The 17,478-nt window shown below is 35.6% G+C and carries 8 protein-coding genes; all 8 read right to left on the bottom strand.

What is annotated here, in order from left to right; translation table 11 throughout:
* Nucleotides 1-58: 58 nt before the first annotated feature.
* The gene (locus ACNQGN_RS12425; protein ID WP_417988152.1) at nucleotides 59-1,270 is read right to left on the bottom strand and encodes a M24 family metallopeptidase; all 1,212 of its coding nucleotides are present in this window, start codon (nucleotides 1,268-1,270) and stop codon (nucleotides 59-61) included.
* 48 nt (nucleotides 1,271-1,318) lie between these two features.
* Nucleotides 1,319-3,460 carry a family 43 glycosylhydrolase gene (locus ACNQGN_RS12420; RefSeq protein WP_417988151.1) on the bottom strand — a complete coding sequence of 714 codons (2,142 nt, stop codon included), beginning with the start codon at nucleotides 3,458-3,460 and terminating at the stop codon, nucleotides 1,319-1,321.
* Nucleotides 3,461-3,466: 6 nt separating this feature from the next.
* The gene (locus tag ACNQGN_RS12415) at nucleotides 3,467-6,157 is read right to left on the bottom strand and encodes a DUF5695 domain-containing protein (RefSeq protein ID WP_417988150.1); all 2,691 of its coding nucleotides are present in this window, start codon (nucleotides 6,155-6,157) and stop codon (nucleotides 3,467-3,469) included.
* A gap of 92 nt (nucleotides 6,158-6,249) precedes the next feature.
* Nucleotides 6,250-7,941 (bottom strand): DUF885 family protein, encoded by a 1,692-nt coding sequence (locus ACNQGN_RS12410; RefSeq protein WP_417988149.1) that lies wholly within the window; start codon nucleotides 7,939-7,941, stop codon nucleotides 6,250-6,252.
* 38 nt (nucleotides 7,942-7,979) lie between these two features.
* Complete coding sequence (locus tag ACNQGN_RS12405) at nucleotides 7,980-11,036, bottom strand: beta-L-arabinofuranosidase domain-containing protein (RefSeq protein ID WP_417988148.1); 3,057 nt, start codon at nucleotides 11,034-11,036, stop codon at nucleotides 7,980-7,982.
* 62 nt (nucleotides 11,037-11,098) lie between these two features.
* The gene (locus tag ACNQGN_RS12400) at nucleotides 11,099-13,351 is read right to left on the bottom strand and encodes a S9 family peptidase (protein WP_417988147.1); all 2,253 of its coding nucleotides are present in this window, start codon (nucleotides 13,349-13,351) and stop codon (nucleotides 11,099-11,101) included.
* 337 nt (nucleotides 13,352-13,688) lie between these two features.
* Nucleotides 13,689-15,098: an APC family permease gene (locus ACNQGN_RS12395; protein ID WP_417988146.1), complete on the bottom strand. Its 1,410-nt coding sequence runs from the start codon at nucleotides 15,096-15,098 to the stop codon at nucleotides 13,689-13,691.
* 102 nt (nucleotides 15,099-15,200) lie between these two features.
* Nucleotides 15,201-17,360 (bottom strand): S9 family peptidase, encoded by a 2,160-nt coding sequence (locus ACNQGN_RS12390; RefSeq protein ID WP_417988145.1) that lies wholly within the window; start codon nucleotides 17,358-17,360, stop codon nucleotides 15,201-15,203.
* Nucleotides 17,361-17,478: the final 118 nt, after the last annotated feature.

The following is a 17,478-nucleotide window of genomic DNA, read 5'->3' as shown; positions in this document are numbered from 1 at the left end:
AGAAAACCGCCTTCTTAATTTTAAGTTGAATAATCCTAAATACAGAATCCATCAACAATTAGTACCCAAAAGGATTGTCAACACTATGCATCGGCGTAGTAAACCATTTTGCTCCATTTTCAGTCATGTAAAAATGATCCTCATGTCTAATTCCAAATTTCCCGGGAATACATATCATAGGTTCGTTACTAACCACCATACCCTTCAGTAGTTTTATTTCGCTTCCTCGAACCAAATAGGGATATTCATGAATATCAAGTCCGGTGCCATGTCCCACTCTGTGCGGTAATCCTGGTAAATCATAATCTGGACTTAATCCTGCCTCAGCCAGCGTTTTTCGGGCTGTATCATCGACCGATCCGCAAGAAGAGCCAATCTTTGCGGCTTCAAAAGCAGCAAGTTGTACCTTTTTCTCTAAATTCCAAATGGCTTTATACTCTTCAGAAGCTACTCCGTATACATACGATCTTGTAATGTCAGAAAGATACCCTTCCAATTTACAACCTGTATCAATAATAACGGCTTCATTTTCTTTTAAAGTCTGCGGAACTGAAACACCATGAGGATATTGTGTATCATCAGCAAATAAAACAATACAGAAGTAGGAACCAGAAGCTGCTCCCGCTTTAATATGAGCTTTCTGAATAAAATCCATCACTTCGCTAACTGTAATTCCAGGTCTTAATATCTTGGCCGCAGCTCGTTGAACCTCCATCGTAATATCTTTTGCTTTTTGAATTATCGCTATCTCATTTTTAGATTTTTGCATTCGGCAAGCTGACGTAATCTGTTGCGCATTTATAAAATCATATCCATTATTTGCTTTTGAAATTCCATCAACTAAAAAATAAGGCGAAGACTCATCAATGGCAATTACGCTACCAATACTGTTTTTATCCTTCAATAACTTTCCGAATAAAACATAGGGAGACTTATGCTCTTCCCAACAATTAATGGTTGACTGAACTTGCCTATATTTTTTAAAAGTACCTTCTTCAAATTTTGGAACTATATATTCTAAAGAACCATCCTCAAATAATAAAGCACCCACCATTCTTTCTGAAGCATTCCAAAGCGTTCCTGTGAAATAATACAAATTCGTTCCAGCATTTAGATACAATGCTTTAACCGAAAGCGCTTTCATTAATCGCGTCGCCTTTTCTATTCGCTCAAAATATTCCTCTAGCAGAATAGGTTGTACATCATGAGTCCTATTTTCTATTTTTTCCAATTCAATGGCTTCATTGGAACCGCCTATACCTATTGTCATTTCTGTATCTACTTTTTACGTTAAACTGATAAATTAATCAGTCGTAATTTATTCTACCTTAGGTTTTGTCTGCTTCATAAGTTGAAGTAGATCTTCTTGATTAAGAGCATAATCATACATACGTAATGAGGCAATAAAACCAGAGAAATTTTCTCCAATATCTGATGCTCCAATTATAATTTTAGCTTTATCAATTGCCGAAGACAACAGCATGTTTTGCGAATTATCTAAAATGCCATCTACATAAACTTTCTCCACAACACCATCAAAAGTTAATACAATATAATGCCATTTCGCAGCTTCTGGAACTTTGTTAAATTTCATATCAAAATGACCGTCTAAATGTACTGCTGCACCATAATTCCCGCGATTGTAAGCCAAAGCATTATATGAGTTTGCTAAACTAAATTCCTGTCTATCACACCACGATGCTACAATTTCTCCTTCATTCGCTATTTCAGGGTTTTTAACCCATGTTGCTACTGTATAAGAGCCATTCCAAGCTAAGGTTTTTGGTACAGCTTTATCCAATGTTAAAGCTCCATTTGTAAAATTAAAAGCCCTGATTCCTTCCGATTTTTCTAAAGATACAGCACCGCTTTTTGTAAAAATCCCTCCAATAGATCCTTTATTATTTATAGTAGTTATGGTCGAATTGAAAATTTTACTGGCATCAAGGTCAACTAATAATTTCTTACTGCTTTTTACAGCAGGAATTCTGGTAGATTCCTTATTTTGCAATTGTAACGGAATATCAAATAATGAACTATACACTTTGATGTTCCAAACTGCTGCATACAATCCTGCTTTTTCGGTCGCTAAAACGGTTAGTTTTATATAACGAGCTCTTATATCATTGTCATCAATCATTGGACTACCCGCTGTACGATTTTTAGATTTATCAGCATATTCGTACCACTTGTTTCCATTCAAAGAATATTCCAATTTATATTGATAATAATAACTGGCAAATTCAAATTGTGTCATTACCCTTTTTATCTTTTTTTCTGAACCCAAATCGACAATTAGATGCTGAGGAGTTGTATTATCAGCTGCTTTCCACATCGTGGCATTATTATTATCAGTAGCAAAAGAAGGTTTATACTCATAATCATACTGAGTGGACTTTAAATGATAAAATGAAGAAGCAGTTGTTTTTGTCCTAAAAGCAATATCTTCCGGAACTTCAGATTTTACCAGATCTTCTATTCCTTTGCTTGAAGGAACAACCGTTTTTATTGTAGAGTCGTTCTCAAAAATCATTTTATCAATACAAACCTGTCTGGCAAGACCTCCTCTAGTCATAGGATAATCGTGCTTATGATACACGATATAATAATCATCATTCTCTTGTAAAACAGAATGATGACCTGGACCGTGTACGGTCTTATCTTCATTAGTACTCAAAATTGGATTGTTTTTTCCGGGAGTAAAAGGTCCATAAGGCGAATCTGAATAGGAATAGCGAACATTGTATGTTTCATCATGGCAAGATGCTCCGGAATACATCAAAATATACTTAGAACCTTTTTTCATCATATAAGCTGCTTCAAAAGGGGCCGGTGTTTGTTCTAATGGTATATTGGTTGAATTAATCATTTCACTCATGGTGTTTTTACTTAACTCCCCAACAGCGTATCCGCCATTGTAATGTACCCAAGTTCCCCAATACCCATATACTTTACCATCGGTATCTTTGAAAAACTGTGCATCTAGTGATGGAAAACCTTCTCTAGGATATCCATTTGAAATCACTGGAATATCCTTTTCACTTAGTTTTGTCCATGGACCAACAGGTGAATCTGAAACATAACCATAAATATTACATCCCATTTCACAGTTTCCAAAATACAAATAATATTTACCATCGTCTCCTTCTATTATATCGGGAGCCCAAAAATTAGTAATCGATTTTGCTGAAAAAGAAGGGATTTCCATTGTATAATTATACCAATTTTTAAAGTCTTTACTATACCAAACTGTTGGAGCACCCGATGCCAACATTTCATTATCGGTAGTGGCATAGATATAATAAATACCTCCAAACTTTTTAATGGTAGGATCAGCAAACCAACCTGGCAAAATGGGATTTTTAGCTCCTGGAGCATTTACATCAATATCTTTTTGGGCAAAAATAGTTCCCGTAAAAACAAGTATGATGAGACTGGAAAATAGTTTCTTTTTCAGCATTGCATATTATAGATTAATTTGAATAGCTTTACTTTTCAAAGGAATTTTGTAGGCGCCTCTAATTTTTTCATAAGGTAAATTCTCATCCTTATTTATTCTTAAATAGGCATTAGGCGTATAATCTGTTTTACTATCTAAAGTAATTTTAACTGTACCCGTTTTAGTATTGTAGCTTACCTTTTTGAATGTTCCTGCATCTAATGTCAGCCACATTTTTTTTGGTGCAATGAATATTTTAGATTTTGCCGCTGTTGTAATTTCTACTTCAACAACATCTCCTTTTTCTTTCAAATTACCTCCAAAAGCTAACCAACCCAACTCTTTTTCATTCGTAATAAAAGTGGCCGTATTTACAGCATAGCCAAAGAAACCAGAACCATAATCCCCTGATAAATAATCAATCCTCAAGGTTTCAGGATAGGAATGAAAAGCTGCAGGTCCAAAACCATCTTCTGTAATATTTGAAATCCCTCCTAATAATCCGCCATAACCTACTTTTAGTAAATGAAAATCATCAGGCGTTTTTCTGAACTGTTCCAAAACTGGTATCGCATTTAATGTTGAACCATAATGATGTATCTGGCGCTCTACTCTAGATAGTTTACCACCGTATAAAAAATCCCAATACCTACGGGCGTTTCCATTATAAGCCCAATGTGGCATCGTAGGCATATACGCTAAAATGGCATCCAGAGTTATCTTAGCTTTATCAGCATATCCAAAATAATCTGACCACATATATACTTCTTCTTGACCTGTAGAATCCCAAGGCATTTCACTTCCGAAAGGATAATTAAGTGTTCTCCAATGATCAGCTCTCGCTTTCATTTTAGCTTCCAAATTATTGGCCATTTCGGTATATCCTTCCGTTTTTAAATCTTTTAAAATCAATAAAAAAATAGTTCCCTCCATTTGTCCAAACTGAGCATAATATGGCGCCAATGTGGTCATAGCAATACTGGTATTATATGCGTTTTTTAAATACCAATCCCAAGTATGATTGCTAACCAAGCCTTCATGATATCTGGCTAAACGATACATTGTCCAATGTGCAGCAGCAACGTGAGGATAATTATAGGATCTTCCCGGATCATCAGAACCTTTTTTGTCCCATGCTGCCCAAGTTTTATAATTCACATCTTTGCTGTACGTTCCTTCCGGCATTAAAGTTGGTTCATAATAAAAAACACTTTTTTTAACTCCGTACTTAAGCGTATCAGCTGTATTATACTGAATACCTCCCCATAATGTTTCATCGACAAAATGCTGTAACTTTTCTATTTCTTCTTTGTTCGGGTCTATCAATTGTTTCATTATCGCCCCAAGCCAGCCACCTGCTCCACCTTCATCACTTAAACCTGCAATCCAGACACGACTGTCTTGACTTAATTGTTTTTTTGTTTCATAATCATAAGAAATCACCGAAGGATTTCTATGAAAAGGATCATTTTTTTGATCAAACCATTGGGCTGTTGTCAAAAAATGCCCAAAATCAGATACCGCATTTGTTTCTGATTTTATCACTTTATAATTGATCGTTTGCTCTAATCCATCATCATATACCAGTGTCAATCGAGCTCTTCCCCATTTTTTTCCATGCACAGCATACTGAAAATACCCATTTTTATCTTTTGATTTTTGCGCTACTACCAAAGCTCCTTCTGGTTCTATTTTAAAGGATTTGACTGCTTTTTTATATTTCAAAAAAAGTTGTCCATCTACATCCTGAGGTAAAACATATCCAGGAATGCCTATTGCTATAGGGCGTTCGTTTTGAATTAAAGTAGATTGAATATTTTTAATTTCATCGACCAATACAAACTTCAATGAAAAATTTTTAGCCTCCCCTGGTTGCAGTACTAATGAAGTTGGTGAATTCCATTGTTCAGCTGTTTTCCATTCCTGATTAGCATAAGCTTTACTTAATGGCATCCATTCGTGAAAACCTTCAAAAACGATACTTCTTGGTGTTTCATCGTCCAATAGCGGACGGTAGGCTTCAAAAGGCATATTTGCTTCGGGAAGTAATAACAATGCTGGCCCATGACCACTTAGTCTTTTAACTTCAAGATATCCAGCATCTTTACCAATATAAGGATCAAAAAATACATTTTGAAGATGCGTTTCATCTAGTGTTTTTCCTTCAAGAATGTTATTAAAAATCATCGGAACACCTAAGGCTCCTATTTCCTGAGCTGAATTAGATTTATTAGTGATTTCAAAACGCATTATTAAACTCCCTTCTTTTTCTTCATAAAAACGTTTTATAATTAAAGGAATTTCTTCAGGTAACGTATTAGAAAGGTTTGCTGCAGCCAAAACATTTCCCGAAACATTCAAGGCTGTAACAGCAGCTCGCTTAGCAGCAGTAGAATAACTTTTCCAGGTTCCATCTGCTGCTTTAATTCGGAGATTAATATCTCCTAATTGATACAGACCATCTTTATCCCGAATAGACAATCGATCTCCCGGTGTAAAATCGAAACTCTTATCTGCAATCGGAGACAAAGCCGCGACTGTTTGAGATGATTTCAATAATTTGAGTTCAAAAAATTTTGTGTTCAAATTAATAAACCCCTTTTCTATTTCAAGCGTTGATTTTTTCGCTTTAATTTTGTCCCAATATTCTTGTGCTTGTAAATTATTTGAAACAATTGAGCAACAAATCATCAAAGCCAATAATTTTATTTTTTTCATATTTTTTATTGTTTTATTTAACACTCTAAATAGACTCTTTTCAGCCTCTTTTTTTTTTACGTCTTTACGTGATAAAGTCTAAACTATTTTAATTATTTAAAATCGGTTGAGAATTTCCAAGTCGATTTATAATCTTCCGTAACTTCTAATTCTTCTAACAGTATTCTTAGCATTTCTACTGGCATCATATTTTCTTTTAAAACACGATCGTGAAATTGTTTTTCGGTCCAGCCTTTGGCAAGCATTTCGTTTCTTAGAGCATAAAATTGTAATCCTCCTGTCATATAAGCCATTTGATACAACGGAGCATCGCCACTTGCAAAAGAGCGTCTAACTTCGGCTTCGGCGTTTGCATACTCGTGCCCCACTTCATTCACTAGTAAATCGATACATTGTTGGGGAGTCATTTCGCCTAAATGATATTTTAATGAAAATATGATTCTGGCACAACGGTGTATCCTCCAAAACAACATTCCCATTTTTTGCTCTGGTGTTTGAGGGAATTGCTTATTCCAAAGGTTAATCTCCCAATACAAAGCCCAGCCTTCCATCCAAAAAGGAGTATCAAAAGCAGCACGATAAGACTTATTACGGCTGTTCATAAAAAACTGTAAATTGTGACCTGGCAGTAATTCATGTTGAACTGTAGCGCGAGAAAAATTAGGGTTATTTCCTCGCATACTCATTAATTTATCATTTTGATTCATTCCCTCCGTCGGATAAGAAATACTAATTTCCCATCCACCCGTAAAAAAAGGATTCACTTTTTGACGTTCTGGTGTCATCATAATCATTTGCCAAGTTTCCTTGGTCAATTCAGGTAAGGTGATCAAATCCCTATCTTCAATAAACTTGACGGATTGATTGTAAAGATCATTAATAGCCTGTGGTTGTTCCCCTGCAGGAACATACGTTTCTTTAACGTGTTCGAGAGCTGCTTTCCAATTATTGCCATGACCCATTTCAGATGATGCTTTAATCATTTCTTTTTTGCACCAATCAAATTGCTTTTGTGCTGTGGCAATAAGTTCTTCGGGAGAATATGGAATATATTCAAAGGCCAAACTTTTTAATATGGCATCTCTTCCGATAGGTTTGCCTATAATTCCACTTCCATCGTCTTTGATACTTGTTTTGGAGTAATTTGTTTTGAGGAACTCTTCATATACTTTTAATTTATCTGACAAACTTTTATATGGTTTTTCCATCCACCAAGTAAATTCCGGATCATAACTATAATAAAACTCATACGCTTCCTTCAATGCTTTTTCAAAAGAAACCACTGTCTTTGTAGCTTTGTCAGCTGCAAACCAATCCTTATAAGGTTGTTTTTTGAGGAGTTCCATTTTCTTGTCAATACTTAATTCAGCAATTCTAAAGTTTTTTGCTAATTCGTTAGAAACGGGACGTTTTCCCCTTCTTCTATCAGTAATAAAACCATCAATATCTGTTGCAAAATCTAGTACTGATGCAACCTCTTTAAATGCCTTATATTCAATTTGCAAAAAATAGTTGTCTTTGCTGACTAGATTCTTCAATAACAGATAATCTACTTTACCTTGTTGCGACAAGTTTTTAAAATCTAAAACTTTTACTTTTTGTCCCCATTCTTCGTAAAACTTTGAAAAACGCTGATAATAGTGTTCTGATTCATTATTGGTATAAAAGTTTTTCAAAGCAAGCTTATCTGCCTGATAGGTGTTAATTACATCGATGAATTCGCTTGCAAATAGTGTATTTACCATTGATAAAAATAAAATAAACGTTAGAATTGATTTTTTCATGTTACGGTTTGATCATTTTAATTACTTTAATGCCAGAACTATTTCAGTGTAACATCCAGATAAACAGAATGACGCCCATAGGTTTCATAAAAAGGCTTGAAAACAACTCCGTCGATACTAAATTGTAACTTCTTAGGATCTCCCTTTATCGATTTGCTAATATCCTTAACGTCAAAAGTTACTTTACGCCACTCTTTTCGCGGTTCAGACTCTTGGGCTGCAAGTAAAATTGGTCCGTAAAATAAACTGGCGATATTTTGCTGATCCATCACGGGCTCTAAATGAAATTGAAATGGCATACGCAACTCAATTGTATCTCCGTCTTTCCATTTACGGCTTAAAGTAAGGTAGCTTCCTGGTTGGGCCTTCACTTTTTCTTGTTTACCATTTATCGTAACAAAAAATCCTTTGGTTGCCCAATGTGGTACACGTACATTAATATCGAATTTCCCACTGCCGTTAATAGTCAATCGGGTATAATCTTCATTAGGAAAATCAGTTGCTTGTTCTATAATCACATTTTTTTCTGTCCATTTTAAGGTTGAGGGCACATAAAGATTAACATAAAGCGCATTATTATCAGCACTCTTAAAATAGATTGAATTCTGAAATTTTGTATTACTCTCAATAGCCGTACCGTTACAGCAAGTGAAGCCCGTCATATGCGCATTACCAAACTGTTTTACTGAACCCGGTCTCAAAGGCACATGGTAGGTATTGGCAGGACTATCTTCTGCTACAGAAGCAAGAATGTGATTATAAAGACCACGTTCATAATAATCCATTAACTCAGCACGCTGATCATAAAGGAACAGATCTCCAGTTAATTTAAGCATGTTATAAGTAGCACAGGTTTCATTTTGACCACCAGACGAAAAACCATTTTCATAAATTGTTGCCGGCTGGCTTATAAAACATTCCGCATTTGCAGGATTACGTGCTCCTGCAACTCCTCCGATGCTGTACATATAGTCATTTACAGTTTTATACCAAAAATTATCGGCTATATGATAATAGTCTGGAGTATCAGAATCACGATACATTTCAAGTGCTCCCATAATTTGGGGAATATGCTGGTTAGCATGCAATCCACGGAACGTATCTACATTCTTAGCCAGTCCGTGTGAATGTTGGGCATCGCCATAAAACACTTTGATATTGTCGAATAATTGCGCTACTTCCAAATAACGATTGTCGTTCGTTATCCTGTAGAGTCGTGCCATAGCTTCATTCATTCCTCCAAACTCACCGGCGATATACCTATTCCACATACTGATAAGCGTCTCCGTTGGTACTTTTTTCATACGAGCGTATACCCAGTCGCCCATACCTTTTGCAGTCTCAAGAGCTTTTTTATTGCCACTGACTTCGTAAACATCCATCAAACCAGCAAGAATTTTATGCAAAGTATAATAGGGTGCCCAAATTTGAGTCTTCTGCCCCCCATAAGTCGCTCCTTTTTCTAACATAATAAATTGATCTGGCGGATAGGCACTAATAAATCCTTTTCCCCAATTCCAATAATCAGTACGAATACCTTCTTCACTCAAATCTGAATCATAGCCTGATTTGCCAGGTCCAGCCGGCACGACCGTTGGATCTGACACAAACTTTCCTCCAATTTCTTTTGGCTTTCCCGACAGCTGCGATAATTGATACAGCGTGTTGACCATATAGTCCATTTTATCAGAAAAATTAGCTTGAAGGGATTTATCATAACCCGTACTCGCATATGCCTGAGCAATTGCTGTTAGGTAATGTCCTGTAGCATGACCGCGTAATTTTGTTTCCTGCGTATCCCATACACCAAGTGGTTCTGCTTCTTTTGGTTGTTCTTGACCAAAGGCATTACGGAACATATAAAGGAAAGAATCAGGATCTGTCGTGGAAAGCGTTGTTAGGAACTTATCGCGATTTTCAATAAATTTTGTGTGGTTTCCGTCAAGATCAGCATTCAGTGAAACTTGATCCAGTTTGAAAACTTCCAATTTACGTATTGGTGAAGCAGTTTCTTTAGCACCTTTAACAATCACTGTAGCATTTGGCTTTAAATCTGTTCCCGAAACACTTCCGGTTACTATATACTGTCCACTTTTAAGCACTTGACTATTATCTTTCGGCGAAGGCCAAATCACGCGCACCTCAGGTCCTTCTATACCATTGCGGTAAACGCCTTTTACATAACTCGGTAATCGTGGAAGAGATCCCACTACTGTCTCTACTTTAACATCTGACACACTCGTCAAGTATTCATTATAAAGTTGAGGATTTGTTTTAGGAAACAATGGAAGATCTGCTGCCTGCTCTTCTGCTTCCTCTTCCTCCTGATCCCCTTTCAAAGAATTATTATAAATTCTGGCAATTTGTTTATCGCTTAAAGGGATTCGATAGATTCGGAAATCGTGCAATTTCGCGTTTAGATAAGGATTTTCAGCTATCAGTGATTTTCCTATATAAAGCATGTTCTTTTCTCCTGAATTAGTATCGAATAATTGTGCTAACTCCAATTCTACATTTTTAGTTTCGCTTACGAGTAAACCATTTACGTAAGTGCTTATGGATTTGGAAGGGATATTAATAACAACCGCTACATGATTCCATTTGCCTGCTTCCAAAGCAGATGAACGTGTTTTATATTTACGTCCTGCTTCAATAGTAATTTCAGTCTGAATCCCTTCTTCGTTCTCTGTTCCTACTGGTGCAAAAAATAAATGTGACTTGCTGTTTTTTCCAAAATCAAAAAATCGCTGGCCTCTTTGTGCAGATCGCAAATAAATCCATCCGGTTATACTAAGTGATTCTTCTCCTATCAATCCTTCGCCAGGAATTGAAACAAAAGCTTTACTATCTGCTGGTAAAGAAAGTACTGTACCAAACTGTTCGTCATTTACGAACCTGGCTTTCACATCCTGAATCTTACCGTGTAAATTATTTCGTGACCAATCTTTTGCATCACCATCAAAAACATAGCGGGCAATTAATCCTGTTTCGCCAATTCCGTCTAAAATCTGATCGCCGTTTTGAGCACACACGGTGGTTGTACACAATGCCCAAAAACTTAGCATTACACAAATAAATAATTGATATTTTTTCATTATTAAATTCTTTTTCTACGATTTACAAAACCTCTATTTTCCTATTCTTTTTAGGAGTTTTTCTAATTATAAATTTCATCCCAAGTTGGCGGTATAACTCCTAATAAATGCTGCACAAAATAATCTCTGCGTTTACGCTCCCCAAAATCTCCTCCGGCAGAATGTCCCATTCCGGGAACCGTTACTAATTCGAAATTTTTATTGGCTTTTATCAGGGCATTTGCAAATTGCATGGTAGAAGCCGGATCCACATTGTCATCTAATTCCCCTACGATTAACATTAGATTCCCTTTCATTTGTGCTGCATTAGCAACATTTGAACAAGCCTCATATTCTAATCCAATCGGGTATCCCATCCATTGTTCATTCCACCACATTTTATCCATACGATTGTCATGACAACCACAAGAAGCAACTGCAACATCATAAAAATCAGAATTGAAAACCAATGCTGCTCCGGCATTTTGTCCCCCTGCGGATGTGCCGTGAATGCCTACTTTATCAATATTCATATACTTATATTTAGCAGCAGCGGCTTTCATCCAAAGTTTTCTATCCGGAAAACCACCGTCTTTTAAATTTTTCCAGCATACATCCTGAAAAGCTTTGGAGCGATTTGAAGTCCCCATACCATCAATTTGCACTACTATAAATCCTAATTCTGCCAAAGATGACATTGCCCAGTAGTATGGTTGAAAATTTTTAGGGACAAACGAATCTTGTGGTCCTGCATAAATATATTCTATGATTGGGTAGCTGCGATTTGGATCAAAGGCCGTGGGACGAACGATAACACCCCAGATATCTGTTTTTCCGTCTCTCCCTTTGGCTGTAAAAACTTCTGGGGCAATCCATCCTGTTTGCTGCAATTCAGAAATATCTGCCTGTTGTAATGGGACAATTGTTTTTTGAGTAGCTACACTTTTTAAAACCGTTATAGGTGGCATGTCAACTCTAGAATATTGATCTACATAATATTTATAATCGGGTGAAAAAGTCACTTTATGATTTCCATTTTCTGTAGTAAATCGTTTAAAATTCTTTCCATTAAAATCTACGCTGCAATACTGCAACAAATAAGGATCCTGATCAGAATCTAATCCACTGGCCGTAAAATAAATTTGCTTTTTTTCTTCATCAACCTTGATTACTTCTCTTATAGGCCAGTTTCCTTTTGTAATCTGATTTTTTACTTTTCCAGTAATAGCATCGTATAAATACAAATGATTCCATCCATCACGCTCCGAAGCCCAGATAATTTCCTTACTTTTTTTGGCATCATATCGGTATCTTTTTCCACTGTATTCAACAAATGTCGGGCTGCTTTCCTCTATCAAAACCTTTACTTTTCCACTAGTAGCATTTACCTCTAAAACTCTATATAACTGATGTCCTCGTTGATTGTATTCAAAAGTAAAAGCACTGCTGTCATCTTTCCATTTTATTTCTGAAACATCATATTGTTCCTGAAATAAATCAGCCGCAACAGGAATTTGCTTTTTTGAAGCTATAGTAAATAATTGCGGACTTTTGAACGGCAATTGATCTCCTGGTTTTAAATAATCACGGGTTTGTAGTTTGGGTTGAAACTGATCCTTTGGGCTAGATTCTACAAAATATATTTTATGTTCCTCTCCTGGTTTAACCTTATAAGCCATAATTTTATGACTGTCCGGAGACCATTGCATATAGGACGAATAATAAAATCCTTTGGATCCATCATAACTCAACTGAATTTCTTCCTTCGTTTTTGAATTTTTTATATAAAGATTATAGTTCTTTATAAATGCTATATGTAAAGAATCTGGAGAACCAACTGATTTATTTCCCAGTTCATCAAAATTTCCTCCCCAATAGTCCTCCTTCTTTATCGTTTTTTTATAACCGCCCTTTATCTCGCTCAATTGATAAGTCCGCAAATCACAAGAAATTTTAAGGGTATCAGTTGTAAATATTAATACAGATCCCTCTTTATCAAATTCCAAATTGTCTATAGGCAGTTCATTTGAAAGTATTTCTTTTCCTAAAATTTTCGAAAGAGATAATGCCAATCGATTATGATCAAAAGCCAATGATTGCTTTTGCTGCTTGGAATCTACCAAAAGGTATTCTTTCCCTTTCTTGCGATTGTTGATGTACCATAAATAGTCATTTCCTATCCAATGAAATTCTTTAGGAGAATTAATCACCTTATTCTTGAATAATGAATCTATGGCATTTGCCTTTCTATAATTTTCTAAAGTGCCTTGGGCATAGCCCATTAAACAGTATGAAAGTGTTAAAATTACACTTATTTTTTTACTAGTTGTCCCCATAATTAAAATATTAATAAAAATATATATAATTTACTAATGCTTATTGGCCGATATTATCTAAAACTAATATTATATTACCCATTAAGAGTAATTGCAAGAAAAATTCCGTCATTAAATACCAATAAATTAATACAATCATCTCATTTTTGGATACTAAAGATAGTGCTGAGCTCTTTATTCGTCCCTCAATAGTAAGTAGTTATACTCTGTTTCATAGCATTCAGAATGAGAATAGATATAGAATCTACCAATATACAACTGCTATTTTCTTAAATTTTATTCCACTTTTAAGATCCTATTAAAACAACTCAGAACTAGAGACCAAATTAAATAAAGATTATTGTTTTTCTTTTATCAAATAATAAATTGGGATCCCTATTAGCATTATAAAAACACCCCAACCACAAGTAGAAAATTTGGTAAATAATAATGATACACAAATAGCCGAAGCGATTATCATATACAACAATGGCAAATAAGGATAACCAAAAGCTTTGTATGGTCGCTCTACCTCAGGCCTTTTTTTACGAAGAATAAAAATACCATAGATCGTAAGGATATAAAAAATAAGTACAATGATGATAACAAAATCCAGTAAATCTCCATATTTCCCAGTTAGACATAAGACTGAAGCCCAAAGACATTGCGCCCAAAGTGCCCAAGCAGGAACACTTGCATTATTAAGTCTGGCAGCTTTTTTAAAGAACAAACCATCTTTTGCCATCGTATAATATACTCTTGCACCGGCCATAATCAATCCGTTATTACACGCAAATGTCGAAATCATAATCATAAGTGCAATAATTAAGGTGCCTATGTCGCCAAAAATATACTGCGAGGCAACTACTGCCACTCTATCGGATTTTGCCGTTGCAATTTCATTGAACGGTACCACTGCAACATACATGATATTAGCCAGTACGTAAATAACAGTAACAATCAATGTACCCAGAAACATACTCAACCCAACATTTCTTTTTGGATTTTTTATTTCGCCCGCAATAAAAGTTACTCCAGTCCAAGAATCACTGGAAAATAAAGTCCCCACCATTGCAGCCGAAATTCCAGAAATCAAAGCTGTCCCTCCAATTGGGAGCCAAGAACCGCTGTCTGTGTCTAACGTTTTTGGGCTCCAGGTATCTACCCAATTTGCATTCCAAATAGCAGCTTTAGCTGCAAGAATAAATCCAAAAATGATTAGTCCGATAATGGACACTATTTTAATAATAGTAAGAATGGTTTGCAAGATTTTGCTGCTTTTGACACCTCTGGTATTTAAATACGTTAGAAAAATTATGGTAACGATCGAAACAATTTGTGCCACATTAAGTTTGAAACTCCCGATTTCATAAATAATATTCTCATCGCTCACAGCTGGAATTAAATACGCTGTAAATTTTGAGAACGCTACACCAACGGCAGCAATAGTCCCAGTTTGAATAACTGCAAAAAAACTCCAGCCGTACAAAAAAGCAATAAGTTTATTATAAGCTTCTTTAAGATACACATATTGACCACCAGCTTTAGGAAACATGGCACTCAGCTCGCCGTAACTCACAGCAGCAATCATAGTAATTATTCCCGAAATAAGCCATATTAGTATAAGCCAGCCTGCTGATCCAACTTGACGAGCAATATCTGCGCTTACAATAAATATCCCCGAACCGATCATTGAACCTACAACTAGCATAGTTCCGTCGAGAAGCCCCAGTTCTTTTTTAAATTCTTCTTTGTTATTATCTTCCATTGTGGTTGTTTTGGTTTATTTAATTCAAAAAAAATAATAGCAACGGAACTATCTCTAAAATAAAAAAAGCGCTCTTTAGAATTAATCGCTCTAAATTCAAAATTATTTAGCCCCCGGAGGACTATGTTCTTGTATGAATTTCATAAAGATATTTGCTAAATGTTGGCTCGTTCCATCACCCTCATTGATACTGTGGGTTCGGTTGGGATAAATCATCAAGTCAAACATTTTATTATGTTTTATCAGCTCATCTATAAGAACTTCCGCATTTTTATAATGGACGTTATCATCCCCCGTTCCGTGAATATACAAAAGATGACCTTTTAGATTTTTGGCATGTGTAATAGGCGAAGCTTGTACATAAGCGGCTTCATTTTCTGTAGGTAAGCCCATATAACGTTCTGTATAAATATTATCGTAAAAATGCTGATCGGTTACTGCAGCTATCGCTATTCCTGTTTTATAAATATCCGGATACTGAAACATTAGATTTAATGTGACTGCTCCTCCACCGCTCCAACCGTGTACCGCTACCCGATCGGAGTCTATGAATTTCCACTTCAATATTTCTTTAGCAGCCATGGCTTGGTCATGTGTATTAATTATTCCGATATTTTTATAAATGGATTTACGCCATTCTCTACCTTTCATCACAGGCGTACCACGATTATCCAAGGCAATCCCTATATATCCTTTCGGTATTAAAGCTGCAATGAAAGAATTAAAATAAGGAACATCATTAGCTACCGAAGACATTGGTTCCCCATAAACGTAAAAAAATAATGGATATTTTTTGTTCGGATCAAAGTCAAGTGGCTTGGCTATTATACCGTCTAAATCTACAGTATCAATTGTTTTTATCTTGAATTTTTCTAACGTATAATCTCTTTTTGGAATTGAAAACAAATCCTCCTCTTTAGGAAAAATCCTCTCGTGATTTGACAAAGAAATCAAACGGGAATTTGGATTGCGATTGATATTGGAATTAGTATGTTTGGCAAAAGTCCCATCTGTCGAAAATCGGTAGCTGTTTGTTCCTTCAAATTGGGCTGGGGTATTCCGTTTTGTTATTTTGGTATCCAGACTCGTTTCATACAAATACCTTTGCGTGGCATCAGTAGGACTGGCTGAAAAATAGATATTTTTTGAAGCTTCATTATACGCTAAAAAATAAGCGTCAAAATTTTCTTTCGTAATCAACTCCTTTGTCTTTCCGTCGATCGCAATTTTATAGATATGCATCCAGCCATCGGCATCCGAGCTCCAAAGAAATGCTTTACCATTGTCTACGAATTTGCATGGAAAAACATCATATTCACCCGAAGAACTATCAAAAACATCAATCCAGGTACTGGAATTTTCTTGATAAATCTTAGTTGCTTTGCCCGTAGTTGTTTCACATTTATAAAGATTAACTTGGTTTTGGTTCCTGTTGAGTTGCACTGCCATTAATTCGCTATTGGTTAACCATTCCATTCTTGGGAGGTAATTATTGTTGGCTTCACCAAGAATTTTAATCCAATTGATCTGTTTAGTAATAATACTAATAACCCCTAATTTTACCGAAGATGGTTTTTCACCCGCCTTGGGATATTCCACAGGCACAGTAAAGGGATATAGCGAATCGGTATTGTTAATCATCAAATGATACTTCGTGTCCGTTGCATCCACTCGCCAAAATGCAATACTTTTGCCATCAGGACTCCATCTGAAACCGTCACGCGCATTTAACTCTTCCTCATAAACCCAGTCAAAAGTCCCGTTTATTATTTTGGCTGTACCATCTTTTGTTAATGGACTAATGCTCCCCGATTCTAAATTTTCCAGATAAATATTATGATTAAAAACATAAGCCACATTTTTGTTGTCATTCGAAAACTTGGCAAACATTAGCGAAGAAGCGTCCAATCCCTTTCCTATTTGCTTCCCTTTTCCAGTAGTAAGATCAAAAAACCAATAATCCCCTTTGGTATTGGCACGCCATACTTTTTTTGAATTGGTATAAATCAAAACTTTATTTTGGGTAGAATTCCAAATTAATTTTTCGACAGTTCCTACAAATCCTGATGTTTTGAGCTGTTCTCTACTTAAAACAACTTTCTTTTCATTGAGTGCTTCCATATCATAAACCAAAATATTATCCTGCTCATTTACCCAAAAAGAATGCGAATTGGGCAACCAATTGAGACTATTTATATCAATGAAACTCTGCGCAAAAAGAGTATGGGCAAAAAGCAAAAAAATCAAAAGATACTTTTTCATGCTATTATCTATTTATAAAATTTATTTATTTTACTGCACAAAACACTTTTGTCAAGAAAAAACATACTGTTATATTTCCCCCAAACTTTTCAACCTAATCAATTCACAATAAATAAAA

The organism is Flavobacterium rhamnosi (assembly GCF_048286515.1).
Classification (GTDB): domain Bacteria; phylum Bacteroidota; class Bacteroidia; order Flavobacteriales; family Flavobacteriaceae; genus Flavobacterium.
Note: the sequence above shows the minus strand (reverse complement) of the source record. Positions and strands in the feature narration are given on the sequence as shown.

Bases quoted from the DNA above. Each gene is read 5' to 3' on its own strand.
- ACNQGN_RS12405 (WP_417988148.1), bottom strand. From the start codon at position 11,036: ATGAAAAAATATCAATTATTTATTTGTGTAATGCTAAGTTTTTGGGCA.
- ACNQGN_RS12420 (WP_417988151.1), bottom strand. From the start codon at position 3,460: ATGCTGAAAAAGAAACTATTTTCCAGTCTCATCATACTTGTTTTTACG.
- ACNQGN_RS12410 (WP_417988149.1), bottom strand. From the start codon at position 7,941: ATGAAAAAATCAATTCTAACGTTTATTTTATTTTTATCAATGGTAAAT.
- ACNQGN_RS12415 (WP_417988150.1), bottom strand. From the start codon at position 6,157: ATGAAAAAAATAAAATTATTGGCTTTGATGATTTGTTGCTCAATTGTT.
- ACNQGN_RS12395 (WP_417988146.1), bottom strand. From the start codon at position 15,098: ATGGAAGATAATAACAAAGAAGAATTTAAAAAAGAACTGGGGCTTCTC.
- ACNQGN_RS12400 (WP_417988147.1), bottom strand. From the start codon at position 13,351: ATGGGGACAACTAGTAAAAAAATAAGTGTAATTTTAACACTTTCATAC.
- ACNQGN_RS12425 (WP_417988152.1), bottom strand. From the start codon at position 1,270: ATGACAATAGGTATAGGCGGTTCCAATGAAGCCATTGAATTGGAAAAA.
- ACNQGN_RS12390 (WP_417988145.1), bottom strand. From the start codon at position 17,360: ATGAAAAAGTATCTTTTGATTTTTTTGCTTTTTGCCCATACTCTTTTT.